This is a genomic window from Kitasatospora sp. NPDC048286, assembly GCF_043201735.1.
Classification (GTDB): domain Bacteria; phylum Actinomycetota; class Actinomycetes; order Streptomycetales; family Streptomycetaceae; genus Kitasatospora.
In genome coordinates, this window is record NZ_JBICZE010000017.1 from 127530 (window position 1) to 154339 (window position 26810).

Genomic DNA, 26810 nt, shown 5'->3' on the forward strand with positions numbered 1-26810 from the left:
AGAGGACCGCCGATGCCCCGGATCTCCCGCCGCACCCTCCTCACCGGCCTCGGCGCCACCGCGCTCGCGACGGCCACCGGCTGCACCGACCACCACCCGGCCCCGGCGACCACGGACGGCCTCGCCCCCGGCGCCACGCCGTCCCCGACCCCGCTGCCGCCGGTGACGGTGAACGCCGCCACCGGACCGGTGGTGGTGCCGGGCGCGCCGATGCGGGTGGTCGTGCTGGACACCGACGTGCTCGACTCGGCGCTGACCCTAGGCATCACCCCGGTCGGCGCCGCGCTGCCGGCCCGCGACACCAGCTACCCCGGGTACTGGCCGGCCTCCCGGACGGCCGGGATCCGACTGGTCGGCCCGGCGGGCGCACCCGACCTGCCGACCGTACGGGCGCTGCGGCCGGACCTGATCCTCTCCAACCAGGCCCGCGACGGCGACCGCTACGAGCAGCTGCGGGGCATCGCCCCGACCGTGCTCACCCAGACCACCGGGGCGCCGTGGAAGGCCGACTTCCAGCTGCACGCCCAGGCGCTGAGCCGGGAGGCGGCCGCGGCGGCCTTCGCCGGCTCGTACCAGAGGCACGTCGGGCAGGTGGTGCAGGCGCTGGCGGCGGCGAAGCTGTCGGGGCGCAAGGTGAGCCTGGTGCGGTTCGTGGAGGGCGGCGGCATCCGACTGTTCGGCCGGCAGAGCTTTCCCGGCACCGTGCTCGCCGACGCCCAGGTGGGCCGGCCGGACGCGCAGAACGTCGACCAGTCGGACTTCGAGATCCCGGCGGACCAGCTCGCCAGGGCCGACGGCGATCTGCTGCTGTACGCGACCTACGGCGATCCGGGGCGCTCGGGCACCACCTCGGTGCTGGCGAGCCCTGGTTGGCAGGCGCTGGGGGCGGTCAAGGGGCACCGGGCGTTCCCGGTGGACGACCAGCTGTGGTTCCAGGGGATCGGGTACACGGGCGCCAACTACATGCTGGACGAGCTGCAGCGCTTCCTCGGAGCCTAGGGCCGGCGCGCCCCCGCGTAGCGGGCCGGGGAAACACCCACGGCGGCGGTGAAATCCCTGGTCAGGTGCGCCTGGTCGGCGTAGCCCAGCTCGGCGGCGAGCCCGGCCAGATCCAACCCGCCGTCCGCGGCGGCGCGTTCGGCGGCCTCGTGGAGCCGGGCACGGCGCAGCACCCACTTCGGGGAGGCGCCGACGTACTCGGCGGCGGGCCCGCCCGTCGGCACTGCCGGCGGGCGGGCCCGGTGCGCGTGGGGGCGGGCCCGGGCGCGGTGGCCACGGACGGCACGGCGGGGGCTACGGCGTTCCGTGCTTCTCCGTGTACCTGGTGGTGAAGCCGAGGACCACCACGTACCGCCCCTCGGCCGCCCTGGTGACCTCGCTCGGCCGCACGGGCTGCCAGGTCAGGTACTCGGACCGCTGCCCCTCGTCGTTCCGGTAGCGCCGGCTGCCGTACTTCTCGTACCAGTAGTCCTCGCCGGAGGTCAGGCGTTCGGGCCCCGGCGGCCGGGCGACGCTCACGACCAGCTCCGTCCGCACCGCCTCGTCCGTCGCCGCCTCGAACTCCACGGACGGGGTGATCGGCCTGGCCGCCGCCTCCTGCGCCTCCTCCGGGGCCGGGTCGGCGGGCGGCAGGTGGTCGTACTCGTCGGCCGCGACCAGGCCCTTCCACCGCTGCGCGCTCCGCCAGCCCTGGCCGTCCAGGTAGCCGTCCAGATCGGCCAGCCGGGCGCGGACGTCGGCCCCGTCGAAGGCCAGGTACACGTTCACGGTCCGCTCGCAGGCCGTCGGCAGCCACTTGCCCCGGATCCAGAGGTCGCCGCGGTAGTCGGTCCGGCACACGTCGACCGTGGACCGCCCCAACCCCTGCGCCCACGGCAGCAGTTCGGGCAGCCGGTCGATCCGGTCCGCCATCCGCCCCTCGGCCGCCCGGCGGGCCTCGGCGGTGTCCGCGGCCCGCGCCAGGCCCGGGACGTCCGGCGGGGCCGGAATGGCCGTGTCGCGGTAGAGCCGCCACCCCGCCCAGCTGCCGAACACGACGGCCGCCCCGAGGACCGCGACCAGCACCCACCTCAGCCAGAACCGAACCACACCCACCCCCGGCGTCCGCCCACCCCCCGCTCGGGCATCGTACGGGCGCGGACGCGCGAACGCGCGAGTGGCCGGGCGGTGCCGCCGGAAAACGGTCCGGCACAGGAGGTCGGCGGATCCGACTTCCCGTGCGGGACAAGGGCGTTCAGGACCTCAGGCCGTCACGTCGCGAAAGCCGGGCCTTCACGCGCCCGAGCCGGAGCGGATCGGCTCACCCGTCCGGTGCAGGTGGGCGAAGATCTCCCGGTAGGAGCGGAACAGGCCCGTCTCGTAGTACGGGACGCCCTTCTCGGCGCAGAACTCCCTGGTGATCCGGGCCGCCCGCCCGAGGGCCGGGGTCGGCATGCTGGGGAACAGGTGGTGCTCCACCTGGTAGTTGAGGCCGCCCATCACCGAGTCGACGACCGGCCCGCCACGGACGTTGCGCGAGGTGAGCACCTGGCGGCGCAGGAAGTCGAGCTTCATCCCGGGCGTCACCATCAGCATCCCCTTGTGGTTCGGGGCGAAGACGGAGCCCAGGTAGACGCCGAGCAGCGCCTGATGCACGGCGAGGAAGGCGACCGCCTTGCCCGCCGGGAGCGCGGCGAACACCAGGCCGAGGTAGCCGACGAAGTGGACCACCAGCAGCACGCCCTCCAGCACCGGGCGCTTCATCGCGGGGCTGCGCAGCGCACGGAAGCTGTTGAAGCTGAGGTTGAGGCCCTCCAGCAGGAGCAGCGGGACGAACAGGTACGCCTGCCGGCGGCCGATGAACCGGGCGAGGCCGCTCGCCCGCCGGGCCTGCCGCCCGGACCACACCAGGAGATCGGGGGCGACGTCCGGGTCCCGCTCCTCGTGGTTCGGGTTGGCGTGGTGGCGGGTGTGCTTGTTCATCCACCAGCCGTAACTCATGCCCATCAGCAGGTTGGCGGCGATCCGGCCGCCGATCTCGCTCGGCACCCGCCGGTCGAAGACCTGGCGGTGCGCCAGGTCGTGGGAGAGCAGGCCGACCTGGGCGAAGACGACGGCCATCGCCGCCGCCAGGCCGAGCTGCCACCAGGTGTCACCCAGCGCGAACAGGGCGCACCAGCCGCCGAGGAAGGCGGCGAGCACCAGGCCCGCGCGGACGGCGTAGTAGCCGGGGCGCCGGTCGAGCAGGCCCTCGGCGGCTATCCGGCGGGTCAACTCGGCGAAGTCGCTGCCGCCGTTCCCGGACCGCGGGGCGGCGCGGGCGTCGGGCGCTCCAGGCACTGCGGGGACTTCGCGGGCTTCGGGTGCTGCGACGACTGCGTGGGCTTCGGGCGTCATCACGGGCTGCGCGGGCATGCCCAGAGTCTGGCCGCCGCCGGCCGGCCCGCAGAACGGGGAAAGCACCCATCCCGTACGGGTGTTAACCCCCTGCCCGCACTGGGTGCCAGCCCGCCGCGCCGCTCCGACGGCGGCCAGGCGGCCGGGTCGATCCGGCTCCCCCGTGGTCGGCGGTGGCCGGACACGCCGGTCGTTCAGGTGAAGTTCCCGCGCGCCGGCCGGGGACACCGGGCTCCCGGGGAAGCCTCCTGCGTGACGGCCGCTCGCTCAGAGCGGCCGCAGCACAGCACGGAGACCCCCCTCATGCTCCTCTTCCCACGCTTCGCCGCGCTCGCCGGCGCGGCGATGTCCCTCGCCGCGTCGGCCGGCCCGGCTCCGGCTGCCGTTGCCGGCGCCGTCAACACCGCCGACACCGCTCCGCCGCCCCCCGCGGGCCGCTACCTGAACCTTCACCAGTGCGTCTACAACGGTCCCTTCCTGCCGACCAGCTTCGACCTCATGACCACCCTGGTCCCGAGCAGGGACGGGCGGTTCAGCGCCGGGACGAACATCTCCGACACCCCCGTCGCGGCCGCCGTGTGCGGCCCCGGGGACGGGAACTACGAGCCCAATGTCTACACGGCCGCCGAAGGCTACGACCTCACGGCCGGGCGCTACCTGAACCTGCACCAGTGCGTCTTCTGGAGCGACTTCGACCAGGACCACCTCACCACGGTGGTCGGGACCACCGACGTCAAGTTCGTCGCCGGCACCAACGTCTCCAACTCCCGTGACACCGCCCCGAACTGCGGCGGCGGAGGCACCGACCACCCCATCCCCCTGCTGTCGAGTGCCACGCCGCTGGACCTGACCGCCGGGCGGTACCTGAACCTGCACCAGTGCATGTACTACTACGACGGCTACCACGACCACTTCACGACCTTCGCCCGGAGCGGGGACGGGCGGTTCGGTGCGGGGACGAACATCTCCGACACCCCCGACACCAGGCCCTCCTGCGGCGCCGGGGACGGCCGGTTCCAGCTCATCCCGGTGCTCTCGGGCGTCAAGGCGCTCCCCCTGCACTGAGGCCCGCGGGGGCCTCGCCCCCTAAGGCGCGTCCGCCGGCCCGCCCAGGGCGGCGCGGACCAGGCGGATGACGGCCGCGGTGGCCACCGTCAGGTCGCCGGCGCCGCCCGACGCCCCCTCCTCCGCCTGCGCCCCCTCCTCCGCCGCGGCCTCCGCCTCCGCCGCCAGCGCGTCGTAGGTCTCGAAGGCGGTGAGGACGAACAGCAGGCTCGCCGCGTCCGGCGGGGCGGCGGGCAGGCGGCCGGACAGCACGGCGGCCCCCTGGCGGCGGCGGGCGTCACGGTCGGCGATGACCCGGCCCACCTCCTCGTCGAGCGCGGCGAGCGCCCGCAGGCGGCGGGTGCAGACCCGGTCGAACGCCCAGAAGCCGCCCATCACCTCGACGAAGCGGTCCACCGCCGCCCAGGGGTCGGCCAGGGTGAAGGCCTCGGCGAGCCGGGCCATGCCGCCCTGCTCGGCGAGGGCGTCGCAGACCGCCTCCAGCAGGCCCGCCTTGGAGCCGAACTGGTAGTAGACGGTCGCCCGGGCGACGTCCGCGCGGCGGGCGACCGCGTCCAGCGAGACCCCGCCGGTCTCGGCCAGGTGCGCGCGGGCGGCCGCGACGATCCGGGCGCGGGTCTCGTCGACCTCCGCCTGCCGCTGTCCCATCCGGTAGGACCGGGGGCTCATCCCGCTCGCCTCCACTCGTTCCGCGTGAACTGGCAGTATCGCCGATCGGTTCACCCGGGCCGGGCGGCGCCCGCCTCCGACCGGGCCGCCCCGGCGCCCGGCGGGACGGCCCGGCTGCACCGGCACCCGGCGGGACGGCCCCGCGGCTCAGAGCATGATCCGCCCGCCGCTGACGTCCAGGGTCTGCCCGGTGATCCAGGAGGACGCGTCGGAGGCCAGGAAGAGCGCGGCCGAGGCGATGTCCACCGGCTCGCCGAGCCGGCCCAGCGGGTGCGCGGCGGCGACCGTGGCCTGCACCTCGGGCGGCATCCGCGCGGCGGTCCGCTCGGTGCGGACGGCACCCGGCGCGACGGCGTTGACCCGTACGCCCTCGTCGGCGACCTCCAGCGCGAGGTGCCGGGTGAACATCAGCACCCCCGCCTTGGCCGTGGCGTACGCCGCGGAGGCTCCGCTGGGCAGCCGGCCCGCCGTGGAGGCCATGGTGACGATCGAGCCGCCGCCGCGGACCAGCAGGCCGGGCAGGAAGGCCTGGACGGTGAGGAAGGTGGCGGTGAGGTTGCCGTCCAGCACGGCCCGCCAGTGCTCCTCGGTCTCGTGGACGGTCGACACCGGGTAGCCGTCGCCGCCGGCGAAGGGGGCCAGGACGGAGACCGGGCCGAGGTCCTGGCCGATCCTGGCGGCGGCGGAGCCGAGCGCCGCCGCGTCCGTGCAGTCGGCGACCAGCCCGAGTGCCCGGGCCCCCTCCGCCCGCAGCTGTTCGGCCACCGCCGTCAGCGCCGCCTCGTCGCGGCCGAGGACGGCGACGGCCGCGCCCTGCCGGGCGAAAGCGCGGGCGGTCTCCGCACCGATGCCACGGCTGCCGCCGGTGATCACGACCACCCGGCCGTCCAGGTCGGGGTACTGAGCCTGTCGAACTCCCATGTCCCATCGCTCCTTTGGGCTTGCGCTCGGGGCGTGCTGTGGTTCACTTGATTTCATTCATACAGCTCGTCTGAATGAATGACAACCGCTGCCGGACCCAGGGCCGAGCCCAGGCCCGGGCCGAGCCCGAACCCCGAGCCCGAACCCCCGAGTCCCGGGCATCCCGAGTCCCGGGCATCCCGAGGAGGAACCGATGAGGATCGCAGTCGTGGGAGCCACCGGGCGCACCGGCCGCCTGGTGGTCGACCTCGCGCTGGCCGCCGGACACACCGTGACCGCCGTCGTCCGCGACCCCGCCCGGCTGCCGGACTTCCCGCACGGCACCCCGCTCACCGCACGGGCCGACGTCGGCCGGCCGGGCTCCCTGCACGGCCCGCTGTACGGCCAGGACGCCGTCGTCGCCACCCTCGGCACCACCGGCCGCCGGGCCACCTCCGTCTTCTCCGACGGCGCCCGCGAGCTGACCGCGGCGCTGCGGGCCAGCGGCGCCGGGCACCTGGTGACGATGAGCTCGGCGGGCCTGGACACCAGCCGGCTCCCGCTGGCCCAGCGGATGGTGGCCACGCTGGTGGTCGACCGGCTGTACCGGGAGATCCACCACGACCTCGCCCGGATGGAGGCGGTGCTCGCCGAATCCGACACCGCCTGGACGGTGGTCCGGGTGCCGATGCTCAAGGACGGACCGCCGGCCCCTGGCCCCCAGGTCTCGTACGACCGGCCGCTCCCCCGCGCCGGCACCGTCACCCGCGCCACCGTCGCCCGGTGGATCGTCGGCCACCTCGGCGACCCGGAGACCTTCCGCCGCCTCGTCCACCTCGCCGACGACTGACCCGGCCGCCGACACGCAGCCGGAGCGGTACGGCGTCGGCTCAGGCCCCGGCCGCCCCGGGAGGACCGCCGGTACGGCCCCGGCTCAGCCCTCCTGCGGCGGGCGGCGGCGCATGGCGAGCAGCAGCAGGACCACCGCCGACAGCACGGCGGACACCCGCAGCACGGTCGGGGCCGACGACCAGCTGATCTCGCCCAGCGGCGAGCCCGTCTGGAGGCCGCCGCCCTGTCCCCCGCCCTGCTTGGCCCGCTGCATGGAGTAGAGGGTGGTCGCGCTCATCGTGACCAGCGGAATGCCGAGGATCACGAACTTGCGCATCAGCTCGGAGATCCGGCGGGACAGATACCCGAGGCCCCAGCCGGCCAGCATCGCCGGGAAGAACCCGGAGACCGCCCCGCCCACCAGCAGGAGGCAGGAGAGCAGGATCAGCGGGGAGGGCTTGCGGGCGGACGCGTCCTTCTCCGCCACCTTGCCCTTGCCCCTGACCTTGCGCCCGGCCTTCCCGGCCGGGGCCTGGGGCAGCACGGGGGGAGCGGCGGGGGCCGGGGCCGGCCTGAACAGGCCCCGGCGCGGCTTCTTCCTCAGGTCCGCGGGCTTCGCCGGCTCCGCCGCGGGCGCGGCCGCTGCCGCCGCCGCTGCCTCCTCGGCCGTGCGCTGCTCGGGGATCGGCTTCGGCGCGGGCCGCGGCCCGTCCGAGAAGTCGAAGAGCGTCATCGTCCACGGGCCGGTGCTCGACACCGTCGGCGGCGGGATCGCGTCCGACCGCTCCTCGACGGCGGCCAGGTCCGGCAGGTCCAGCGGCACCGACGGGATGCCGGCCGCGCTCGGCGCCGGCGGGTCGTACACGCTGTCGGGGTCGTGCTCCGGGGCCGGGGCGGGGGCGGACGGCGCCTCCGGGGCGCCGCCGGAAGCGGCCCCGCCCGGGCCGGCGTCCGGGCCGGCGTCCGAACGGTCGGCCGAACGGTCCGCCGAACGGTCCGCCGAACCGCCGCCGGAACGCTCGCTCCACGGCCCGCTCTTGCGCCACCACTCGCCGTCCGTCACACCGACCACCCCGCCTCGCCCGTACCGGCCGCCACCGAACCGCCCTCGGCGTGACGCTACCCACCCCGCCCCCGCCCGCGCGAGTCCGTCCGCGCCCCTGGCGGTGCGTCGGAGGTGCGGCGGCCGAGGGACACCGCGCCGTCCTCTCGCCCGACTAACCTAGGTCGAATGACCACACAGCAGGGCCCTCAACGCCGGGGCAGGCCCGCCACCGGCCCGCGCACCCTCGCCGAGGAGCTGCGCTCCCGTCCCGACGACGCGCTCGCCGCCCTGCTCCGCTCCCGCCCCGACCTGCTGAACCCCGTCCCCGGGGACCTCACCCAGCTGTCCGCCCGGCTCTCCTCGCGCGCCTCCGCGCTGCGCGCCCTGGAGCGGCTCGACCGCTTCACCCTCCAGGTCGCCGAGGCGCTGGCCACCGCCCCGGACGGCACCTCGCTGAGCACCGTCCGCACCCTGCTGACCGGCCCGGCGAAGGTCAAGCCGCACCCCGGCGCGACCCCGCTCACCCCGGCCGACCGGTCCGCCGTCGCCACCGCCCTGCCGCGCGCGATCGCCACCCTGCGCGACCGGGCGCTGCTCTGGGGCCCGGACAACGGGCTGCGGCTGGTCCTCGCCGTCCGCGAGGCGCTCGCCCCGACCGCCACCAACCCGGGCCGCACCGGACTCGGCCCCACCCTCGCCGACGCCACCGTCGGCACGTCCCCGGCCCGGCTGCAGCAGCTGCTCGCCTCGGCCGGGCAGCCCGCCACCCCGGACCCGGTCAGCGCCGTCGCCGCGCTCACCGCGCTGCTCACCGACCGCACCCGCTGCGCCGCGCTGCTCGCCACCGCGCCCGAGGCCGCGCTGCGGCTGCTGGAACGGCTGGTCTGGGGCCCGCCCACCGGCACCGTCCCGGACGCCACCCGCCCGGTCACCGCCGAGGACGCCCAGAGCCCGGTCGAGTGGCTGCTCGCCCGCGGCCTGCTGCTGCCCACCAGCCCCGGCAGCGTCGTCCTGCCCCGCGAGCTCGCGCTGCACCTGCGTGGCGGCCGCACCCACCGCACCGTCGAACCGGTCCAGCCCGAGCCGGTGCCCGCCGCCGCCCCGCGCGACCCAGGGGCCGTGGACGGCGCCGCGGCCGGCCAGGCGCACACCGCGGTCAAGACCGTCGAGGAGCTGCTGGACGGCTGGGGACTCACCCCGCCGCTGACCCTGCGCGCCGGCGGCCTCGGTGTCCGCGACCTCAAGCGCACCGCCCAGGCCCTGGAGAACACCGAGCAGCAGACCGCCTTCTGGCTCGAACTCGCCTACACCGCGGGGCTGCTGGCCCCCGACGGCGAGGTGGACGAACGCTGGGCCCCCACCCCGGGGTACGACGCCTGGCTGCACCTGGACACCGCCGAGCGCTGGTCCGTACTGGCCACCGCCTGGCTCGCCGCCACCCGCGTCCCCGCCCTCACCGGCACCCCGGACGGCCGGGGCAAGCCGCGCGCCGCCCTCGGCCCCGAACTCGACCGCACCCTCGCCCCGTCCGTCCGCCGCGCCGCCCTCGCCCTGCTCGCCGAACTCCCGCCCGGCACCCCGGCCACCGCCGAGGAACTGCTCCCCACCCTGCGCTGGCAGCGCCCGCTGCGCGGCGGCCCCACCGGCCCGGACGGCCGCGAACTGCGCGACGAACTCACCGCCTGGACCCTCGACGAGGCCGAACTCCTCGGCATCATCGGCCGCGGCGCCCTGGCCGCCCCCGCCCGCGCGCTGCTCACCGCCGAGTCCGACCCGGCCGAGGTGCTCGCCCCGCTGCTCCCGCAGCCACTGGACCACGTGATCCTCCAGCCGGACCTCACCGCGATCGCCCCCGGCCCGCTGCTCACCCCGCTCGCCCAGGCCCTCGCCCTGTGCGCCGACATCGAGTCCAAGGGCGGCGCCACCGTCTACCGCTTCACCCCGGCCTCGGTCCGCCGCGCCCTCGACGCCGGCCGCACCGCCACCGACCTGCGGACCTTCCTGGAGCAGCACAGCCGTACACCCGTCCCGCAGCCGCTCGCCTACCTGATCGACGACGTCGCCCGCCGGCACGGCGTCCTGCGGGTCGGCGCCGCCTCCTCCTACCTGCGCTGCGACGACCCGTCACTGCTCGGCGAGGTGCTCGCCGACCGCCGCTCCGCCGACCTGCGGCTCCGGCTGCTCGCCCCCACCGTCCTCGCCGCCCAGGCCGCCCCGGACGTCCTGCTCGCCGCCCTGCGCACCATGGGCTACGCCCCGGCCGCCGAGTCCGCCGAAGGCGACGTACTGATCACCCGCCCGGACAGCCACCGCACCCCGCCCCGGACCGCCCCCGTGCCCGTCCCCGACGGGCCGCCCGCCCCCGACGACACCCTGCTCGCGGCCGCCATCAAGGCCATCCGGGCCGGCGACCGCGCCGCCACCGCCACCCGCCGCGAGCCCACCCCCGACCCGCGCCACCTCCCCCGCACCGCCGCCGCGGAGACCCTGGCCGCCCTCCAGACGGCCGTCCTGCTCGGCGAACGCATGTGGATCGGCTACCTCAACGCCGAGGGCATCGCCAGCCAGCGGATCATCGACCCGGTCAAGGTCGAAGGCGGCTTCGTCACCGCCTTCGACCACCACGCCGACGAACTCCGCACCTTCGCCCTGCACCGCATCACCGGCGTCGCGGAACTCGACGAGTGACCCCCGGGGCGCTCAGTGCCCCTGCTGCGCCTCCTTCATCTTCTCCTGCACGGCCTTGTCCGCCAGGCTGCCGATCTGCCCCTGCCCGACCGGCATCGCACCCCCGGTGACGGTGTCCGCCAACAGGAACCCGGGCGCCGCGAGCAGCCCGCCGGGCCCCTCCCCGATGCCCGCGAGGGCATGCGCCGAACCGGCCGAGGACGCGGTGGCCGCGAAGGCCGAGCCCATCAGGGCGAGGGCGGTGAGAACACGCTTCGACTTCTTCATGACCAGCTCAACGAGCGAGCACGCACCGTGGTCACTCCGAGCGGCCTCCCGCGCAGCCCCCGCGATGCGCGACACTGGAGGGTCTGCGTCAATCCACCCTGTCAGCCAGTGGAGGGCTCCCCCGCGTGAACGACGGACCGCTCATCGTCCAGAGCGACAAAACTCTTCTCCTGGAGATCGACCACCCCAGGGCCGCCGACTGCCGTCGCGCCATCGCGCCGTTCGCCGAGTTGGAGCGGGCGCCCGAGCACGTGCACACGTACCGGGTGACGCCGCTCGGGCTGTGGAACGCGCGGGCGGCCGGGCACGACGCCGAGCAGGTGGTGGACGCCCTGGTGACGTACTCGCGCTACCCGGTGCCGCACGCGCTGCTGGTGGACGTGGCGGACACCATGGGCCGGTACGGGCGGCTCCAGCTGCTCAAGCACCCGACCCACGGGCTGGTGCTCACCACCACCGACCGACCGGTGCTGGAGGAGGTGCTGCGCTCCAAGAAGATCGTCCCGCTGGTCGGCGCCCGGGTCGACCCGGACACCGTGGTGGTCCACCCCTCCGAGCGCGGGCAGATCAAGCAGGTGCTGCTCAAGCTCGGCTGGCCCGCCGAGGACTTCGCCGGGTATGTCGACGGCGAGGCGCACCCGATCCACCTGGAGGAGGACGGCTGGCAGCTGCGCCCGTACCAGGCGCAGGCCGTCGAGGGCTTCTGGCACGGCGGCTCGGGCGTGGTCGTGCTGCCCTGCGGCGCCGGCAAGACGCTGGTGGGCGCGGCGGCGATGGCGCAGGCCAAGTCGACCACGCTGATCCTGGTCACCAACACCGTCTCGGCCCGCCAGTGGAAGCACGAGCTGGTCAAGCGCACCTCGCTCACCGAGGACGAGATCGGCGAGTACAGCGGGACGCGGAAGGAGATCCGCCCGGTCACGATCGCCACCTACCAGGTGATGACGACCAAGCGGAAGGGCGTCTACGCCCACCTGGAGCTGTTCGACGCCCGCAACTGGGGCCTGGTGGTCTACGACGAGGTGCACCTGCTGCCCGCGCCGGTGTTCAAGTTCACCGCCGACCTCCAGGCCCGCCGCCGGCTCGGCCTGACCGCCACGCTGGTGCGCGAGGACGGCCGCGAGGGCGACGTGTTCAGCCTGATCGGCCCCAAGCGCTTCGACGCGCCGTGGAAGGAGATCGAGGCGCAGGGCTACATCGCACCGGCCGACTGCTGCGAGGTGCGGGTCACCCTGACCGACTCCGAGCGGCTCGCCTACGCGACCGCCGAGCCGGAGGAGCGCTACCGCTTCTGCGCCACCACGGCGACCAAGCGGCGGGTGGTGGAGGCGCTGGTCAGGAAGCACGAGAAGGACCAGACGCTGATCATCGGCCAGTACATCGACCAGTTGGACGAGCTCGGCGAGGCCCTGGACGCCCCGGTGATCAAGGGCGAGACCAGCAACGCCCAGCGCGAGAGGCTCTTCGACGCCTTCCGGAACAAGGAGATCAGCGTCCTGGTGGTCTCCAAGGTCGCGAACTTCTCGATCGACCTGCCCGAGGCCACCGTCGCCATCCAGGTCTCCGGGACCTTCGGTTCCCGCCAGGAGGAGGCCCAGCGCCTCGGCCGGGTGCTGCGCCCCAAGGCGGACGGCCACGCGGCGCACTTCTACTCGGTGGTCGCCCGGGACACCGTGGACCAGGACTTCGCCGCCCACCGGCAGCGCTTCCTGGCCGAGCAGGGCTACGCGTACCGGATCATCGACGCGGACGACGTGCTGTAGGGCGCGTCAGTACCGGGCATTTCAGTACCGGACACCGTCGCGCCCGAGGAAGATCACGCGCGCGGCGGTGTCCAGGGCGATGCCGACGTTGCGGACGGCGGTGCTGAGCGGGTTGCGGTGATGCCCGGAGACGGCGGTGGCGCCGGACGGGCCGGATCGGGGGGTTCGGTTCGTGGTGCTCATGTCTTCAACGGTAGGCACCCGGACGGCCGTCGGCATCACTCCAAAGGCCGTATCCGCAGGTACGCGGGTCGTCCTGCGGGTGTACGGCGGACCCCGGGGCCGGGGTAGGGCGAACCCCGAGGCCCGCACGACCGGAACCCCGGGAAGGGCACGGCTGGAACCCCGGGGCGGACGGGTCTAAGATCGTCCGTCTGCCCCCTCCCGAACCGTGGTACCTGCTGAAGTCCCGCAGGCAGCCGGGGGAGGTGCCGACCGCACGGCAACCGGTCGGCGTGCCCACCGTGAGCTCCTACGATCCGCTGCACCCGCCACCGGGGGCAGCCGGGAAGGTTCGCTGTGCCCGCCACCCCCATCACCGACCCCCTCCAGCGCGAACGCGACCACCTGGCCGCGTCCCGGGCCGCGCTGCGCGCCATGCGCGAGGACGTCGAGTCGCTCGACATCCGCGACGTGACCGGCACCTGGGTCACCACCCTCGTCCTGCAGAACCAGATCGAGGCCAGGATCGCCGCACTGGCCGACCTCTCGCACACCCCGCTGTTCTTCGGCCGCCTCGACTACCTCCACGCGATCAGCGAGGAACTGTCCGAGGGCAGCGGAGGCGAGAGCTTCTACATCGGCCGCCGGCACGTCCACGACGCCGACGGCGACCCGATGGTGATCGACTGGCGCGCGCCGGTCTCCCAGCCGTTCTACCGGGCCAGCCGCACCGAGCCGATGGACGTCGAGCGCCGCCGCCGCTTCGGCTACACCGGCGGCGAGCTCACCGCCTACGAGGACGAGCACCTCACCGACCCGGCCGAGACGGAGCAGACCTCCGCCCTGCTGGCCGCCGAGATCGAGAAGCCCCGCGTCGGCCCGATGCGCGACATCGTCGCCACCATCCAGCCCGAGCAGGACGAGATCGTCCGCTCCGACATCACGGGCACGATCTGCGTCCAGGGGGCGCCCGGCACCGGGAAGACCGCCGTCGGCCTGCACCGCGTCGCGTACCTGCTGTACGCGCACCGCGAGCGCCTGGCCCGTACCGGCACCCTGGTGATCGGGCCGAACAACGCCTTCCTCTCCTACATCGAGCAGGTGCTCCCGGCCCTCGGCGAGCTGGACGTCGCCCAGGCCACCGTGCAGCAGCTGGTCGGACACGTCGAGGTGAGGGGCGAGGACACCCCGGAGGCGGCCCGGCTGAAGGGCGACGCCCGGATGGCCGAGGTGCTGCGCCGGGCCGTGCGCTCGGGCATCTCGCTGCCCACCGAGCCCTGCGTGGTGGTCCGCGGCTCCCGCCGCTGGCGCGTGCCGGTGTACGAACTGGTCGAGATCATCGAGGAGTTGAAGGGCCGCGAGGTCCGTTACGGCGCGTCCAGGGACGCCCTGCCGCAGCGCATCGCGCACGCCGTGCTGCTGAAGATGGAGCAGGGCGGCGAGGCCCCGGACGACCGGGTGCAGGACGCGGTGGCCCGCAACAGCGCCGTCAAGGCGGTGGTCAAGGAGTGCTGGCCGGCCGTCGACCCGGCGAAGCTGGTCCTGCGGCTGCTCTCCGAGCCGGAGTTCCTGGCCGAGTGCGCCGAGGGCGTGCTGACGCCCGAGGAGCAGCGGGCGGTGCTGTGGCCCAAGCCCGGCCGCTCGGTGAAGACGGCCCGCTGGACGGCGGCCGACGCCGTCCTGGTGGACGAGGCGACCGACCTGGTGCAGCGCACCCCCTCGCTCGGGCACGTGGTGCTGGACGAGGCCCAGGACCTCTCCCCGATGCAGTACCGCGCGGTCGGCCGCCGCTGCACCACCGGCTCGGCGACCGTCCTCGGCGACCTCGCCCAGGGCACCACCCCGTGGGCGACGGCGAGTTGGCCGGAGGCGCTGCGCCACCTGGGCAAGCCGGAGGCGCACATCGAGGAGCTGACCAAGGGCTTCCGGGTGCCGGAGGAGGTCATCGCGTACGCCTCCCGGCTGCTCCCGGCGATCGCCCCCGGCCTGGCCCCTGCCTCCTCGGTCCGCGAGGCGCCCGGCTCGCTGACGATCCGTCCGATCGCGGACGGGGACGGCACGGACGGCACGGAGGCGGTCCTCGCGGCCTGCCGGGAGGCGCTGGAACACGAGGGCTCGACCGGCCTGATCGCCGCCGACGCCCGCATCCCGCGGTTCGCCGAGGCGCTCACCGCGGCCGGCCTGCCGTACCTCTCCCCCGGCACCGAGACCAGCGCGGAGGCCCGGCTCACCCTCGTCCCCGCCTCGCTGGCCAAGGGTCTGGAGTACGACTACGTGGTGCTGGACGAGCCGGCCGCGGTGATCGCCGGGGAGCCGGACGAGCGGACCGGACTGCGGCGGCTGTACGTGGCGCTGACCCGTGCCGTCTCCGGGCTGACGGTGCTGCACGGCGAGCCGCTGCCCGAGCAGTTGCGGTAACGGCTCGCCCACCCGGAGGGGCCGGCCCGCGGACCGGCCCCTCCGGGCACGCGCTCAGGCGTCGATCAGCGCCCGCCACTCGGCGACCCTGGCCGCGTCCACCGGCGTCCGCCAGCCGTCGACCCGCACCGCGCCGCCGACGTGGAAGGCGTCGAAGCCCTCCGCCCGCAGCTCCTTCAGGTGCTCGACCCGCAGACCGCCACCGATCAGGATCCGCTGCCGGTACCCGGGCTCGCCGGCCCGGGCCAGCTCGGCCGACAGCACCTCGCGCCCGGCGTCCACCCCGGCGGCCGCGCCGGAGGTGAGGAAGGTGTCCAGGCCGGGCAGCCCGCCGACGGCGGCCCGCAGGGCGGCCCGGTCGGCGCTGTGGTCGATCGCCCGGTGGAAGGTCCAACGGCAGCCGGCGATCGTCTCGGCGACGGCGGTGGTGGCGGCCAGGTCGACGGCGCCGTCGGCGTCGAGGAAGCCGAGGACGAACTCCTCGGCGCCCTCGGCCCGCAGCGCGGCGGCCCGGGCGCACAGCTCGTCCACGTCGCCGGGGGCGAAGCCGTCCCGGATCCGCAGCATGACCCGCAGCGGGATGCCGACGGCGGCCCGGATCCGGCCGAAGTCCTCGACGGACGGGGTGAGCCCGTCGGCGGCCATGTCGGTGACCAGTTCGAGCCGGTCGGCGCCGCCCGACTCGGCGGCCTGGGCGTCCTGGGGCGTCAGCGCGATGACTTCGAAAATTGGTCTAGACATATTCGACAGACTGCCACATCCGGCGGAGCCCGGCGACCCCCGGTGACCCCCAGGGGGCCGATCCGGTCACGCCGGAACGACCCCCCGGAGCCGCCCGGTCCCGCCGCACCGCCCCACCTGCCCTCACGCCGCCGCCGTCACGCCGCTCCGTGGACCACCCCGACCGCCTCCCGCCGCCCGGACCGGTGCACCACCACCGCCACCAGCACCAGCAGCGCCACCATCGGCGCCGCCACCGGAAGCAGGTGCGAGAGCCCCCGGGACTCACGCCAGATGTTGAACAGGCAGCCCGGCCCGGTCAGCACCAGCACCGCCACCCCCGCGGCCGCCGGGGCCGCCCGCCCGCGCAGCCCGGCGAAGGTCAGCAGCAGCAGGAGGACCAGCATCGCCACGACCCACGGCAGCTCCAGCGGGAAGGTGGTGTCGTCCCAGTTCTGCGCCGTCTCCAGCAGCCCGCCCACGACCGCCGACGCCAGCACCAGCCCGCCGACGCGCCAGGTCGGCCGGGCCAGCAGGTCGGTCGGCGCCGCGGCCAGCAGCAGCGCGGCCAGCACCAGCGGCAGCGAGGCCATCCCGATGTAGCCGCTCCACCACGCGTCGAAGGAGGAGACCCACACGGCCTCCACCAGCTCGTACAGCCCCACCGCGCCCAGGACCAGCGCGCTGCCCCGCACCGCCGTCCACCGCCCGAGGAGCACCGCCACCAGGAGCAGCGCGGCGGCCACCGGCCGGGAGAGCAACTCGGCGTAGGTGCCGTACGAGCCGTCCCAGGAGAGCCGGTTGGCGACCCGGTCCGCGGTGGTCACCCAGGCCACCAGCGCGGCGCCGGCCACCGCGCCGGCGAGCATCGGCGCGACCAGCGCCAGCAGCCGCCCGGCCGGCGAGGCCCCGGTCAGCCCGAGCCGCACCCGCAGCCCGTACACCGCCAGGCCGAGGAGCTCCCGGGTGACCGCCAGGCGGCCGCCCTCCGCCGTCGTGTCGGCGAACACCTCGGCCAGTTCCTCGCCGCGCTCGCGGCGGTACCGCTCCGGGTAGAACCGGAGCGCGGTCCGCAGCGCCACCGAGGGCCCCGCGCCGATCGCCGGTGCGCTCATGAGAGTCCTCCCCCCGCCGCGGGCCGCCCGTGCGACCCGGTCCCGCCCGGAAGCACCGACCGGATCTCGGCCAGTCGGCGCTCGGCCTCGGTGGCGACCGCCCGCAGCCGCTCCGCCTCGGCGGCCAGCGCGTCCCGGCCGGCCCCGGTCAGCGCGTAGCTGCGCCGGGCCCGACCGTCCACCACCTCCTCGGCGGCGACCTCGATCAGCCCCTGGCCGAGCAGCCGGTCGAGTGCCCCGTAGAGCGTGCCGGTGCGCATCTTGACCCGGCCGTCCGAGATCGCGGCGACCTCCTGGATCAGCGCGTAACCGTGTCTCGGCGCGTCGGCCAGGGCGGTGAGCAGCAGCAGCGTGGGCTCCTGCATGGAGCGTTCAGTCATACGACTACATATATCGCCAACCTACCTATAGGTCCAGGGCCGGGCCCGTCCGCCACAATGTGCCCATGCCGACCGAGGACCTGCTCGCCGCCTGGACCGCCCTGCTGCACCGCTGCGGCGCCGCCGTCGACCCCGAGCCGTACGGCCGGGAGCTGCTGCGCCGCTGGTCGGAGCCGCAGCGCAGGTACCACACCGTCGCGCACCTGCGCGCGGTGCTGCGGCACGTCGACGAGCTGGCCGGGCACGCCGCCGACCCGGAGGCCGTCCGCCTCGCGGCCTGGTTCCACGACGTCGTCTACCGGCCCGACCGCACCGAGAACGAGGAACGCAGCGCCGCCCTCGCCGTCCGCGCGCTGACCGCCGCCGGGCTGCCCGCCGAGCGGGTCGCCGAGGTCGAGCGCCTCGTGCTGCTCACCGTCGGCCACGACCCCGCCCCCGGCGACCGCAACGGCGAGGTGCTCTGCGACGCGGACCTCGCCGTCCTCGGCGGCACCCCCGAGGCGTACGCGGCGTACGCGGCCGCCGTCCGCGAGGAGTACGGCTTCGTCCCCGCACCGGACTTCACGGCCGGCCGGGCCGCCGTACTGCGCCACCTGCTCGCCCTGCCCGGGCTCTACCGCACGCCCGCCGCCCGCGAGCGCTTCACGGCGGCCGCCCACGCCAACCTGACGGCCGAGCTCGGCGCCCTCTGACGCGCGCCCCCCACGCACGCCCGTCAACCCGCCCGACCGCCCGTCAGCCCCGCCACGCGATCACCCGGTCCGCGGCGGCCATCCCCGCCAGCACGGCGGGAACGCGCCCTATCACGGCCCACCACACGTCCTGGTCGGCCACCGTCACCTCCACCAGGCCCCACCACAACCCGAGCCCGCAGCACCCGCCGACCACACCCCACACCCAGCGCCCCATGCGGGCACCGTACCCACCCGTCAGGAAAGCTCCCCCACCGGAGCCACCACCGCGCCCCGCTTGCCGCACACCCAGTGCGGCTCCGGCCCCAACTCGGGCTCCACGCTCAGCGCGTGCGGATCCCCGTCGGCCGCGCAGTCGGTGCACAGCGGCCAGCGACCGTACGCCTCCAGCAGCGCGTCCTGGACGTCCTGGGCGACCAGTCCGAGCACGTAGTCGGTGCCGTCGGGCCACTGCTCCAGCCACCAGCGGCGGTGCGTCACGGCCTGCTCCACCAGCGAGACGACGGCGGCGTCCGCCACGTCCCGCGCGGTGAGGTCGGCCAGGATCAGTGCCCGCGCGTTGTGCAGGGCGGTCTCAATGTCGTCAGCAGCCATCCGTCCATCCTCTCCTCAACTCCCCCGAACGCCGAAACGCCGCGTGGGCGGCCCCCCGAAGGGAGCCGCCCACACGGACGGGGAACCAGCCGATCCGATCGAAGCGATCAGGATCAGAAGTCCATGTCACCGCCCGGCATGCCGCCACCGGCGGCCGCGGCGGCCTTCTCCGGCTTGTCGGCGATGACGGCCTCGGTGGTGAGGAACAGCGCCGCGATGGAGGCGGCGTTCTGCAGCGCGGAGCGGGTGACCTTGGCCGGGTCGATGATGCCCTCGGCGACCAGGTCGACGTACTCGTTGGTGGCGGCGTTCAGGCCGTGACCGGCGGGGAGGTTGCGCACCTTCTCCACCACGACGCCACCCTCCAGGCCGGCGTTGGTCGCGATCTGCTTGATCGGGGCCTCCAGCGCGACCTTGACGATGTTGGCACCGGTGGCCTCGTCGCCGTCCAGCTCCAGCTTGTCGAAGGCGACACCGGCCTGCAGCAGGGCGACGCCACCACCGGCGACGATGCCCTCCTCGACGGCGGCCTTGGCGTTGCGGACGGCGTCCTCGATGCGGTGCTTGCGCTCCTTGAGCTCCACCTCGGTGGCCGCGCCGGCCTTGATGACGGCCACGCCGCCGGCCAGCTTGGCGAGGCGCTCCTGGAGCTTCTCGCGGTCGTAGTCCGAGTCGCTGTTCTCGATCTCGGCGCGGATCTGGTTCACGCGGCCCGCGACCTGCTCGCTGTCGCCGCCACCGTCGACGATGGTGGTCTCGTCCTTGGTGATGACCACCTTGCGGGCGGTGCCCAGCAGGTCGATGCCGGCGCTCTCCAGCTTCAGGCCGACCTCCTCGGAGATGACGGTGCCACCGGTGAGGATGGCGATGTCGCCGAGCATGGCCTTGCGGCGGTCACCGAAGCCCGGGGCCTTGACGGCGACGGACTTGAAGGTGCCACGGATCTTGTTCACGACCAGGGTCGACAGGGCCTCGCCCTCGACGTCCTCGGCGATGATGACCAGCGGCTTGCCGCTCTGCATGACCTTCTCCAGCAGCGGGAGCAGGTCCTTGACCGAGCCGATCTTGGAGTTGGCGATGAGGATGTACGGGTCCTCGAAGGTCGCCTCCATGCGCTCCAGGTCGGTGGCGAAGTAGGCGGAGATGTAGCCCTTGTCGAAGCGCATGCCCTCGGTGAGCTCGAGCTCCAGGCCGAAGGTGTTGCTCTCCTCGACGGTGATGACGCCTTCCTTGCCGACCTTGTCCATGGCCTCGGCGATCAGCTCGCCGATCTGGGTGTCGGCGGCGGAGATGGAGGCGGTGGAGGCGATCTGCTCCTTGGTCTCCACGTCCTTGGCCTGGGCCAGCAGCTGGTCGGAGACGGCCGCGACGGCCTTCTCGATGCCGCGCTTCAGGGCCATCGGGTTGGCGCCGGCGGCGACGTTGCGCAGACCCTCGCGAACCAGGGCCTGGGCGAGCACGGTGGCGGTGGTGGTGCCGTCACCCGCGACGTCGTCCGTCTTCTTGGCGACCTCCTTGACGAGCTCCGCACCGATCTTCTCGTACGGGTCCTCGAGCTCGATCTCCTTGGCGATGGAGACACCGTCGTTGGTGATCGTGGGGGCGCCCCACTTCTTCTCCAGCACGACGTTGCGACCCTTGGGGCCGAGCGTGACCTTCACTGCGTCGGCGAGCTGGTTCATGCCACGCTCAAGGCCGCGGCGAGCTTCCTCATCAAAGGCGATGATCTTGGCCATCAGAAGTGGTCCTCCGGGACACGGTCGACTGCTCGGACCAAGGGGTGCCCGCGACGGACGGCCCTGGTGCGCGGAGGTCCATTCCCTACCGCTCCCGGGGGCCTCACCGACCCGGTCCGCTGTCACTCTCACACTGTGAGTGCTAACGCCAATGATTAGCACTCCGGGTGGTCGAGTGCAAGCCCAATCGGCAATCAGCGAGCCGCCGCGGGAGCCGCCCGGGAACGCCGACGGGCCCGTGCGACACACGTCGCACGGGCCCGTCGAGAAGCGAGAGGTCACCAGCCGTGGGGCCGCGCCGAGCTCCTGGGGTCGGAAGGGGTCAGACCGCCGCGCGGACCATGTCCGCCTGCGGGCCCTTCTGTCCCTGGGAGATCTCGAACTCGACCCGCTGGCCCTCCTCGAGGGTGCGGTAGCCGTCCATCTGGATCGCGCTGTAGTGGACGAAGACGTCCGCACCACCGTCGACCGCGATGAAGCCGTAGCCCTTCTCCGCGTTGAACCACTTGACGGTGCCCTGAGCCATTCCGAACTCCCCTAGTGCTGTGCTGGCCCTTCACGCGCCCGCAGGTCGCGGGCCCGGGTTGGTTGAAGGCCGGCCCGGGGAACCCCCCCTGGGCGCAGCCGTGCACGCCGCAACCCTCCGCACAGGACGCCAGGCGGCTTCCGGCGAGCGGGTGATTGCGTCGACCGCCGCTGAATGTATCCGGACCGACGCCCTCTGCAACAGGGCCAACCACCGGTAATTCCGGCACGGCGTCAAGGGACAGGACGGACCGAATCGGGATGTTCTCGGCATTTCACGCCGGACATAGCGGACGAATTACCCAAATGCCTGCGGTAATTCTGACATCCGCCTGACAGGTTTCACGGGCCGGTCCCATCGGCCGGACGCCCCGGGCCGAGCACTGCGGGGCCGAAAGGGAAACCCTGTTCCCAGCCGAGCGACACTCTACTCCGACTCGACCCGGAAATATTCCCGCAGGAATGCGAGCGGTCGCCCGCGCATACGGACAGCGGAATTCCGTACGCGCGGGCGACCGCGGGTTCTCTTGCGGGCTCAGCAGCCGCCGGCCACCGCCGGGATGATCGAGATGCTGGCGCCGTCCCCGATCTCGGTCGCCAGGCCCTCGGCGAAGCGCACGTCGTCGTCGTTCACGTACACGTTCACGAAGCGGCGCAGCTTGCCCGTGTCGTCCAGGATGCGGGCCGAGATGCCCGCGTGGTTCTTCTCCAGGTCGGCGACGACCTCGGCCAGGGTGGCGCCCTCGGCGGTCACCTCGGCGGCGCCGGAGGTGTAGGTGCGCAGGATGGTGGGGATGCGGACGTTGGCGCTCATGAATTCTCCTTGCGGGGGCGGGTGGTTCAGGCGGACACGAGGCCGGCGGCGCGGAACGAGTCCAGCGTCGGGCGGATGACGGCGGTCATCCCGGCGTCGGAGACGGCGTCCAGGGTCTTCAGGCCGTCGCCGGTGTTGATCGCGACGGTCTCCTTCGACGGGTCCAGCTGCCCGGTCTCGACCAGCTTCTTCAGCACGCCGACGGTCACCCCGCCCGCGGTCTCGGCGAAGATGCCCTCGGTCCGCGCCAGCAGCCGGATCGCCGCCACGACCTCGGCGTCCGTGACGTCCTCCACCGCGCCACCGGTGCGGCGGGCGATGTCCAGCACGTACGGGCCGTCGGCCGGGTTGCCGATCGCCAGCGACTTGGCGATGGTGTCCGGCTTGACCGGCTTGATCACGTCCCGGCCGGCCTTGAACGCGGCCGACACCGGCGAGCAGCCCTCGGCCTGGGCACCGAAGATCCGGTACGGCCGGTCCTCGACCAGGCCCAGCCTGATCAGCTCCTGGAGACCCTTGTCGATCTTCGTCAGCTGCGAGCCCGAGGCGATCGGGATCACGATCTGCTCCGGCAGCCGCCAGCCGAGCTGCTCGCAGATCTCGTACGCCAGCGTCTTGGAGCCCTCGCCGTAGTACGGCCGCAGGTTCACGTTGACGAAGCCCCAGCCCTCGCCGGCCGGATCGCCGATCAGCTCCGAACAGAAGCGGTTCACGTCGTCGTAGTTGCCCTCGATGCCGACCAGCTCACCGCCGTACACCCCGGCCATGACGACCTTGCCCTGCTCCAGGTCGTGCGGGATGAACACGCAGGACCGGAACCCGGCCCGGGCCGCCGCCGCACCCACCGCGCCGGCCAGGTTGCCGGTGGAGGAGCAGGACAGCGTGGTGTAGCCGAACGCCCGGGCCGCCTCGATCGCGCACGCGACCACCCGGTCCTTGAAGGAGTGCGTCGGGTTCCCGGAGTCGTCCTTGACGTGCAGTTGGGCGGTGAACCCGAGCTCCCGGCCCAGGTTGTCCGCCTTCACCAGCGGGGTCCACCCCGGGTTCAGGTTCGGCTTCGAGGCCACGTCCGCCGGAACGGGCAGCAGCGGCGCGTACCGCCAGATGGACGCCGGACCGGCCTCGATCCGCTTGCGCAGCTCCTCGGCGCCCTCGCTGCCGAACTCGTAGGCGATCTCCAGCGGGCCGAAGCACTCCAGGCAGGCGAAGCTGGGGCCGAGCGGGAAGCGGGTGCCGCACTCGCGACAGGACAGCGCGGTGGCGGGGCCGAGGTCGACGGAAACGGGTGCGGCAGTGTCGATAGCCATGATGGCGAGGCCTCTCTCCTCATCTTCCCCGTGACGCGGTCGCGCACGGGCCGGAATTGGCACCTGTCCCGCCGGGGCCTGTCGACGACAGCCGCGCGAGAAGGTTGCCGGGACGTCAACGGGCCGTTCCCTCAGTCCCTCTGGATGAGCTTGTGAAATTGTGGTGCTGCTCAACGGCGACCCCGGCGTGCAAAGGTCCGACCGCTGTACGAAGACTGTATCCGAAGGCGCCAATCCTGAACGGGACCGTCCGCCACGCGAGATGACAGATTCCACCGACCCCGCCGAGGAGACCTCCGTGCCCGCCGAACCGACTCCCGAGCTCCTCCCGCAGGTGGCGTCCTGGCTCCGCCGCCGCTCCTGGAGCGCGGCCGACCGGCCGGTCCGCACCCTCCTCGACGCCAAGGAACGCACCGGCCGCACCGTCAGCGTGGTCCTCCCCGCCCTGGACGAGGAGGCCACCGTCGGCGACATCGTCCGCACCGTCCGCCGCGAGCTGATGGAACGCCTCCCGCTCGTCGACGAACTCGTCGTCGTCGACTCCGGCTCCACCGACGCCACCGCCGCCGTCGCCGCCGAGGCCGGCGCCCGGGTGGAACACCGCGACCGGATCCTCCCCCGGCTGCCCGCCGTCCCGGGCAAGGGCGAGGTGCTCTGGCGCTCCCTGCTGGTCACCCACGGCGACATCGTCTGCTTCGTCGACGCCGACCTGCGCGAGTTCGACCCGACCTTCGTCTCCGGCATCGTCGGCCCGCTGCTCACCGACGAGTCCATCCAGCTGGTCAAGGCCATGTACGACCGCCCGCTGGAGTCGGACGGCGCCGTCCTGCCCGCCGGCGGCGGCCGGGTCACCGAACTCGTCGCCCGCCCCCTGCTCAACCTCCACTGGCCGGAACTCGCCGGCTTCGTCCAGCCCCTCGGCGGCGAGTACGCGGCCCGCCGCTCACTGCTCGAACGGCTGCCCTTCCCCACCGGCTACGGCGTCGAACTCGGCCTGCTGGTCGACGCCCTGGAAGTGGCCGGCCTCGACGCCCTGGCCCAGGTGGACGTCGGCGTCCGGCACCACCGCCACCAGGACGGCCAGGCCCTCGGCCGGATGGCCGCCACCATCTACCGGACCGCCCTGGAACGCCTCGACCGCACCCACCGCCTCAAGGCCTCGGCCGACCTCGTCCACCCCCATCTCACCCAGTTCACCCGCGACCCGGAAACCCGCGCCTTCACCGCGCACACCCACCCGGTGACCGCCCTGGAACGCCCCCCGATGCACACCGTGCCGGAATACGCCACCCGTCATTGACGGGTTTGCCACGCCGAGCCCCCGGCAAGATGCCAACCATGGGCGATCTCACGACCAACCGTTCGAACGCGACCGGCACCGCCCCCGTCCTGGTGGCCTCCAACCGGGGACCGGTGTCCTTCAGCACCGCCGACGACGGCACGCTGACCCTGCGGCGGGGCGGCGGCGGCCTGGTCTCCGGCCTCTCCGCGATCGAGGACCCGAACGCCGTCTGGGTCTGCGCCGCCCTCAACGACTCCGACCGCAGAGCCGCCGCCGAGGCCCCCCACGGCCGCCTCGACCTGGCCGGCCACGAGGTCGGCGGCCAGGCCGTACGGATGCTGGACCTCGACCCGCAGACCTTCGCCCGCGCCTACAACGGCGTCGCCAACTCCACCCTCTGGTTCGTCCACCACCTGCTCTACGCGACCCCCACCGCCCCCGCCTTCGACGCCGGCTTCCGCACCGAGTGGGCCGCCTACCAGGCCTACAACGAGGCCTTCGCCGAAGCCCTGGCCGCCGAAGCCGCCCCGAACGCCGCGGTGCTCGTCCAGGACTACCACCTCTCCCTGGTCCCGGCCCTGCTCCGGGAGGCCCGCCCCGACCTGCGGATCGGCCACTTCTCGCACACCCCCTGGGCCCCGCCCGAGTACTACCGGCTGCTGCCCGACGACGTCGCCCGGGCCGTCCTCACCGGCATCCTGGGCGCCGACCGGGCCGGCTTCCTCACCGAACGCTGGGCCCGCGCCTTCGCCGCCTGCTGCGAGGACCTCCTCGGCGCCACCGTCGACCACGACGCGCTCTCCGTCACGCTCGACGGCCGCACCACCGGGGGGACCCCCACTCGGCGGACCACCCGCCTCGGCGTGCACGCCCTCGGCGCCGACGCCGACTTCCTGCGCGAGCGCGCCCACCGCCCCGACGTCGACGAACGCCTCGCCGCCCTCCGCGCGGCCGTCGGCGACCGCCGCACCATCGTCCGGGTCGACCGCACCGAGCTGAGCAAGAACATCGTCCGCGGCCTGCTGGCCTACCGGCACCTGCTCCGCACCCGCCCGCAGTGGCACGACCGGGTGGTGCACATCGCCTTCGCCTACCCGTCCCGGACCGACCTCGCCGAGTACCGCGACTACACGGCACAGGTCCAGGACCTCGCCGTTGCCGTCAACTCGGAGTTCGCCACCCCCACCTGGCAACCGCTGATCCTGCACGTCGACGACGACTTCCCGCGCTCCCTCGCCGCCTACCGCCTCGCCGACGTCGCCCTGGTCAATCCCATCCGCGACGGCATGAACCTGGTCGCCAAGGAGGTCCCCGTGGTCTCCGACCACGGCTGCGCCCTCGTCCTCTCCCGCGAGGCCGGCGCCCACGCCGAACTCAAGGACGACGCCCTCACCGTCAACCCCTACGACGTCATCGCCACCGCCGACGCCCTCCACGCCGGCCTCACCATGAGCCCGGAGGAGCGCGCCGACCGCACCAAGCGCCTGGCGGCGGCGGCCACCGCACTCCCCCCGCAGCAGTGGTTCCTGGACCAGCTCAACGCGCTGTGAGCGCGTCCCCCAACGCCCCCAGCAGCTCCACCACGCCCTCCGGCCCGGCGACCACCAGGTCCGCCCGGTCGGCCAGCTCCCGCACCGGCGCGTCCCCCACCGCGCCGGCGCACACCAGCACCCCCGCGACACCCTCGCCGCGCAGCTTCTCCACCGCGGCGAAGGCCGCCACGTCCCCCAGGTCGTCCCCCGCGTAGAGCACCGACCGGGCGCCCCGCTCGCGCAGGAAGCCGGTCAGCGCCGCCCCCTTGTCCACCCCCGGCGGCCGCAGCTCCAGCACCAGCCGCCCGGGCTCCACCACCAGCCCGTGCTCGGCCGCCAACTCCCCCACCGGCGCCCGCAACAGCTCCAACGCCTCCTGCGGCGCCGCCGTCCGCCGGGTGTGCACGGCCACCGCCCGCCCCTTGTCCTCCACCCACGTCCCCCCGGGCGCCCCCACCCGCTCCAGCACCCCCGGCAACTCCTCCCGCACCCGCGCCACCCCCGGATGCGCCTCCGGCGCCGACAGTTCCCCGTCCTCCCACCGCTCGGCCCCGTAGTGCCCCAGCACCACCACCCCCGGCAGCCCCGCGAACCCCCCGTACTCCACCGCCACCCCGGCCGGCCGCCCCGTCACCACCACCACGCCACCCACCACCGGAGCCAGCCGCCGCAACGCCCCCACCACCCCGGGATGCGCCCGCGCCCGCTCCGGATCCGCCACGATCGGCGCCAACGTCCCGTCGAAGTCCAACCCGATCACGGCGTCCCCGGGCGCCGCCAGGACGACCCGCACCCCGTCCCGCCCAGCCCCGGTCGCCGGCACGAACATCTCTTCAAAGCCCATACCGGAGCCCTACCCCCGAGCACCCCGCTCCGCACTCCCCCGGCCCGCGGGCGCGCGCGGAAGCCCCCCACCCTCCCGAGAGCCCC

At 74.1% G+C, this 26810-nt stretch carries 26 protein-coding genes, 1 pseudogene and 1 riboswitch; of the genes and pseudogenes, 9 read left to right on the forward strand and 18 right to left on the reverse strand.

Annotated features, from left to right (window positions below):
* Positions 1 to 12 precede the first annotated feature (12 nt).
* Positions 13 to 999, forward strand: a complete 987-nt coding sequence (locus ACGF13_RS33390; protein WP_392882492.1) for an ABC transporter substrate-binding protein — start codon at positions 13 to 15, stop codon at positions 997 to 999.
* Here ACGF13_RS33390 and ACGF13_RS33395 read toward each other — a convergent pair.
* The 3 genes and pseudogenes from ACGF13_RS33395 to ACGF13_RS33405 all read right to left on the reverse strand — a co-directional run.
* Positions 996 to 1202: pseudogene (locus ACGF13_RS33395) on the reverse strand (helix-turn-helix domain-containing protein); the annotation flags it as partial. The gene ACGF13_RS33390 and the pseudogene ACGF13_RS33395 overlap by 4 nt on opposite strands.
* 91 nt (positions 1203 to 1293) lie before the next feature.
* On the reverse strand, positions 1294 to 2094 hold the full coding sequence (locus ACGF13_RS33400) for a hypothetical protein (RefSeq protein ID WP_392882494.1): 801 nt from the start codon (positions 2092 to 2094) through the stop codon (positions 1294 to 1296).
* 177 nt (positions 2095 to 2271) lie between these two features.
* On the reverse strand, positions 2272 to 3375 hold the full coding sequence (locus ACGF13_RS33405; protein WP_392882698.1) for a fatty acid desaturase family protein: 1104 nt from the start codon (positions 3373 to 3375) through the stop codon (positions 2272 to 2274).
* Positions 3376 to 3678: 303 nt separating this feature from the next.
* On the opposite strand from ACGF13_RS33405, the gene ACGF13_RS33410 reads away from it, so the two are divergent.
* The gene (locus ACGF13_RS33410; protein ID WP_392882496.1) at positions 3679 to 4440 is read left to right on the forward strand and encodes a hypothetical protein; all 762 of its coding nucleotides are present in this window, start codon (positions 3679 to 3681) and stop codon (positions 4438 to 4440) included.
* 21 nt (positions 4441 to 4461) lie between these two features.
* Here the strand turns inward: ACGF13_RS33410 and ACGF13_RS33415 are convergent, their stop codons facing one another.
* Complete coding sequence (locus ACGF13_RS33415) at positions 4462 to 5109, reverse strand: TetR/AcrR family transcriptional regulator (RefSeq protein WP_392882499.1); 648 nt, start codon at positions 5107 to 5109, stop codon at positions 4462 to 4464.
* Positions 5110 to 5256: 147 nt separating this feature from the next.
* Positions 5257 to 6030 carry an SDR family NAD(P)-dependent oxidoreductase gene (locus tag ACGF13_RS33420; protein WP_392882501.1) on the reverse strand — a complete coding sequence of 258 codons (774 nt, stop codon included), beginning with the start codon at positions 6028 to 6030 and terminating at the stop codon, positions 5257 to 5259.
* Between the two features lie 193 nt (positions 6031 to 6223).
* Here ACGF13_RS33420 and ACGF13_RS33425 point away from each other — a divergent pair, with 193 nt between their 5' ends.
* Entirely contained in the window at positions 6224 to 6859 is a 636-nt protein-coding gene (locus ACGF13_RS33425) for an NAD(P)-dependent oxidoreductase (RefSeq protein ID WP_392882504.1), read from the forward strand.
* Between the two features lie 84 nt (positions 6860 to 6943).
* Here ACGF13_RS33425 and ACGF13_RS33430 read toward each other — a convergent pair whose 3' ends face one another.
* Entirely contained in the window at positions 6944 to 7903 is a 960-nt protein-coding gene (locus ACGF13_RS33430) for a hypothetical protein (RefSeq protein ID WP_392882506.1), read from the reverse strand.
* 168 nt (positions 7904 to 8071) lie between these two features.
* Here ACGF13_RS33430 and ACGF13_RS33435 point away from each other — a divergent pair, with 168 nt between their 5' ends.
* Entirely contained in the window at positions 8072 to 10573 is a 2502-nt protein-coding gene (locus ACGF13_RS33435) for a helicase-associated domain-containing protein (protein ID WP_392882508.1), read from the forward strand.
* A 12-nt stretch (positions 10574 to 10585) separates the two neighbouring features.
* Here the strand turns inward: ACGF13_RS33435 and ACGF13_RS33440 are convergent, their stop codons facing one another.
* Positions 10586 to 10840 carry a hypothetical protein gene (locus ACGF13_RS33440; protein WP_392882511.1) on the reverse strand — a complete coding sequence of 85 codons (255 nt, stop codon included), beginning with the start codon at positions 10838 to 10840 and terminating at the stop codon, positions 10586 to 10588.
* Positions 10841 to 10965: 125 nt separating this feature from the next.
* Between ACGF13_RS33440 and ACGF13_RS33445 the strand changes: the two genes are divergently transcribed.
* Positions 10966 to 12603: a DNA repair helicase XPB gene (locus tag ACGF13_RS33445; RefSeq protein ID WP_392882514.1), complete on the forward strand. Its 1638-nt coding sequence runs from the start codon at positions 10966 to 10968 to the stop codon at positions 12601 to 12603.
* Between the two features lie 21 nt (positions 12604 to 12624).
* On the opposite strand, the gene ACGF13_RS33450 is transcribed toward ACGF13_RS33445, so the two are convergent.
* Entirely contained in the window at positions 12625 to 12786 is a 162-nt protein-coding gene (locus tag ACGF13_RS33450; protein WP_392882516.1) for a hypothetical protein, read from the reverse strand.
* Between the two features lie 336 nt (positions 12787 to 13122).
* Here ACGF13_RS33450 and ACGF13_RS33455 point away from each other — a divergent pair, with 336 nt between their 5' ends.
* Positions 13123 to 15183 carry a HelD family protein gene (locus ACGF13_RS33455; RefSeq protein ID WP_392882518.1) on the forward strand — a complete coding sequence of 687 codons (2061 nt, stop codon included), beginning with the start codon at positions 13123 to 13125 and terminating at the stop codon, positions 15181 to 15183.
* A 54-nt stretch (positions 15184 to 15237) separates the two neighbouring features.
* On the opposite strand, the gene ACGF13_RS33460 is transcribed toward ACGF13_RS33455, so the two are convergent.
* From ACGF13_RS33460 to ACGF13_RS33470, 3 genes are all read right to left on the reverse strand, one after another.
* Complete coding sequence (locus ACGF13_RS33460; RefSeq protein WP_392882520.1) at positions 15238 to 15924, reverse strand: copper homeostasis protein CutC; 687 nt, start codon at positions 15922 to 15924, stop codon at positions 15238 to 15240.
* Between the two features lie 137 nt (positions 15925 to 16061).
* The gene (locus tag ACGF13_RS33465; RefSeq protein ID WP_392882522.1) at positions 16062 to 17018 is read right to left on the reverse strand and encodes a hypothetical protein; all 957 of its coding nucleotides are present in this window, start codon (positions 17016 to 17018) and stop codon (positions 16062 to 16064) included.
* Positions 17015 to 17398, reverse strand: a complete 384-nt coding sequence (locus tag ACGF13_RS33470) for a PadR family transcriptional regulator (protein WP_392882525.1) — start codon at positions 17396 to 17398, stop codon at positions 17015 to 17017. Before ACGF13_RS33470 ends, ACGF13_RS33465 begins: the two co-directional genes overlap by 4 nt.
* A gap of 65 nt (positions 17399 to 17463) precedes the next feature.
* Here ACGF13_RS33470 and ACGF13_RS33475 point away from each other — a divergent pair, with 65 nt between their 5' ends.
* Positions 17464 to 18090, forward strand: a complete 627-nt coding sequence (locus ACGF13_RS33475) for a hypothetical protein (protein WP_392882527.1) — start codon at positions 17464 to 17466, stop codon at positions 18088 to 18090.
* Between the two features lie 43 nt (positions 18091 to 18133).
* Here ACGF13_RS33475 and ACGF13_RS33480 read toward each other — a convergent pair whose 3' ends face one another.
* The 6 genes from ACGF13_RS33480 to thrC form a co-directional block, all read right to left on the reverse strand.
* On the reverse strand, positions 18134 to 18307 hold the full coding sequence (locus ACGF13_RS33480) for a hypothetical protein (RefSeq protein ID WP_392882530.1): 174 nt from the start codon (positions 18305 to 18307) through the stop codon (positions 18134 to 18136).
* 20 nt (positions 18308 to 18327) lie between these two features.
* Positions 18328 to 18684 (reverse strand): hypothetical protein, encoded by a 357-nt coding sequence (locus ACGF13_RS33485; protein WP_392882533.1) that lies wholly within the window; start codon positions 18682 to 18684, stop codon positions 18328 to 18330.
* A 113-nt stretch (positions 18685 to 18797) separates the two neighbouring features.
* Positions 18798 to 20420: a chaperonin GroEL gene (gene groL, locus ACGF13_RS33490; protein ID WP_316526858.1), complete on the reverse strand. Its 1623-nt coding sequence runs from the start codon at positions 20418 to 20420 to the stop codon at positions 18798 to 18800.
* A gap of 322 nt (positions 20421 to 20742) precedes the next feature.
* Positions 20743 to 20946, reverse strand: coding sequence for a cold-shock protein (locus ACGF13_RS33495; protein ID WP_030289665.1), 204 nt, complete (start codon positions 20944 to 20946; stop codon positions 20743 to 20745).
* 534 nt (positions 20947 to 21480) lie between these two features.
* The gene (locus ACGF13_RS33500) at positions 21481 to 21759 is read right to left on the reverse strand and encodes a MoaD/ThiS family protein (protein ID WP_392882536.1); all 279 of its coding nucleotides are present in this window, start codon (positions 21757 to 21759) and stop codon (positions 21481 to 21483) included.
* Positions 21760 to 21785: 26 nt separating this feature from the next.
* The gene (gene thrC / locus ACGF13_RS33505; protein WP_392882538.1) at positions 21786 to 23066 is read right to left on the reverse strand and encodes a threonine synthase; all 1281 of its coding nucleotides are present in this window, start codon (positions 23064 to 23066) and stop codon (positions 21786 to 21788) included.
* Positions 23067 to 23082: 16 nt separating this feature from the next.
* A riboswitch (SAM riboswitch) is annotated at positions 23083 to 23217 on the reverse strand.
* A gap of 111 nt (positions 23218 to 23328) precedes the next feature.
* On the opposite strand from thrC, the gene ACGF13_RS33510 reads away from it, so the two are divergent.
* Both ACGF13_RS33510 and ACGF13_RS33515 read left to right on the forward strand, forming a co-directional pair.
* Positions 23329 to 24366 carry a glucosyl-3-phosphoglycerate synthase gene (locus tag ACGF13_RS33510; protein ID WP_392882540.1) on the forward strand — a complete coding sequence of 346 codons (1038 nt, stop codon included), beginning with the start codon at positions 23329 to 23331 and terminating at the stop codon, positions 24364 to 24366.
* Positions 24367 to 24404: 38 nt separating this feature from the next.
* A complete protein-coding gene (locus ACGF13_RS33515) occupies positions 24405 to 25898 on the forward strand; it encodes a trehalose-6-phosphate synthase (protein WP_392882543.1) in 1494 nt (497 codons plus the stop codon).
* Here the strand turns inward: ACGF13_RS33515 and otsB are convergent.
* Positions 25885 to 26724, reverse strand: coding sequence for a trehalose-phosphatase (otsB, locus tag ACGF13_RS33520; protein WP_392882545.1), 840 nt, complete (start codon positions 26722 to 26724; stop codon positions 25885 to 25887). The genes ACGF13_RS33515 and otsB overlap by 14 nt on opposite strands.
* Between the last annotated feature and the right edge of the window lie 86 nt (positions 26725 to 26810).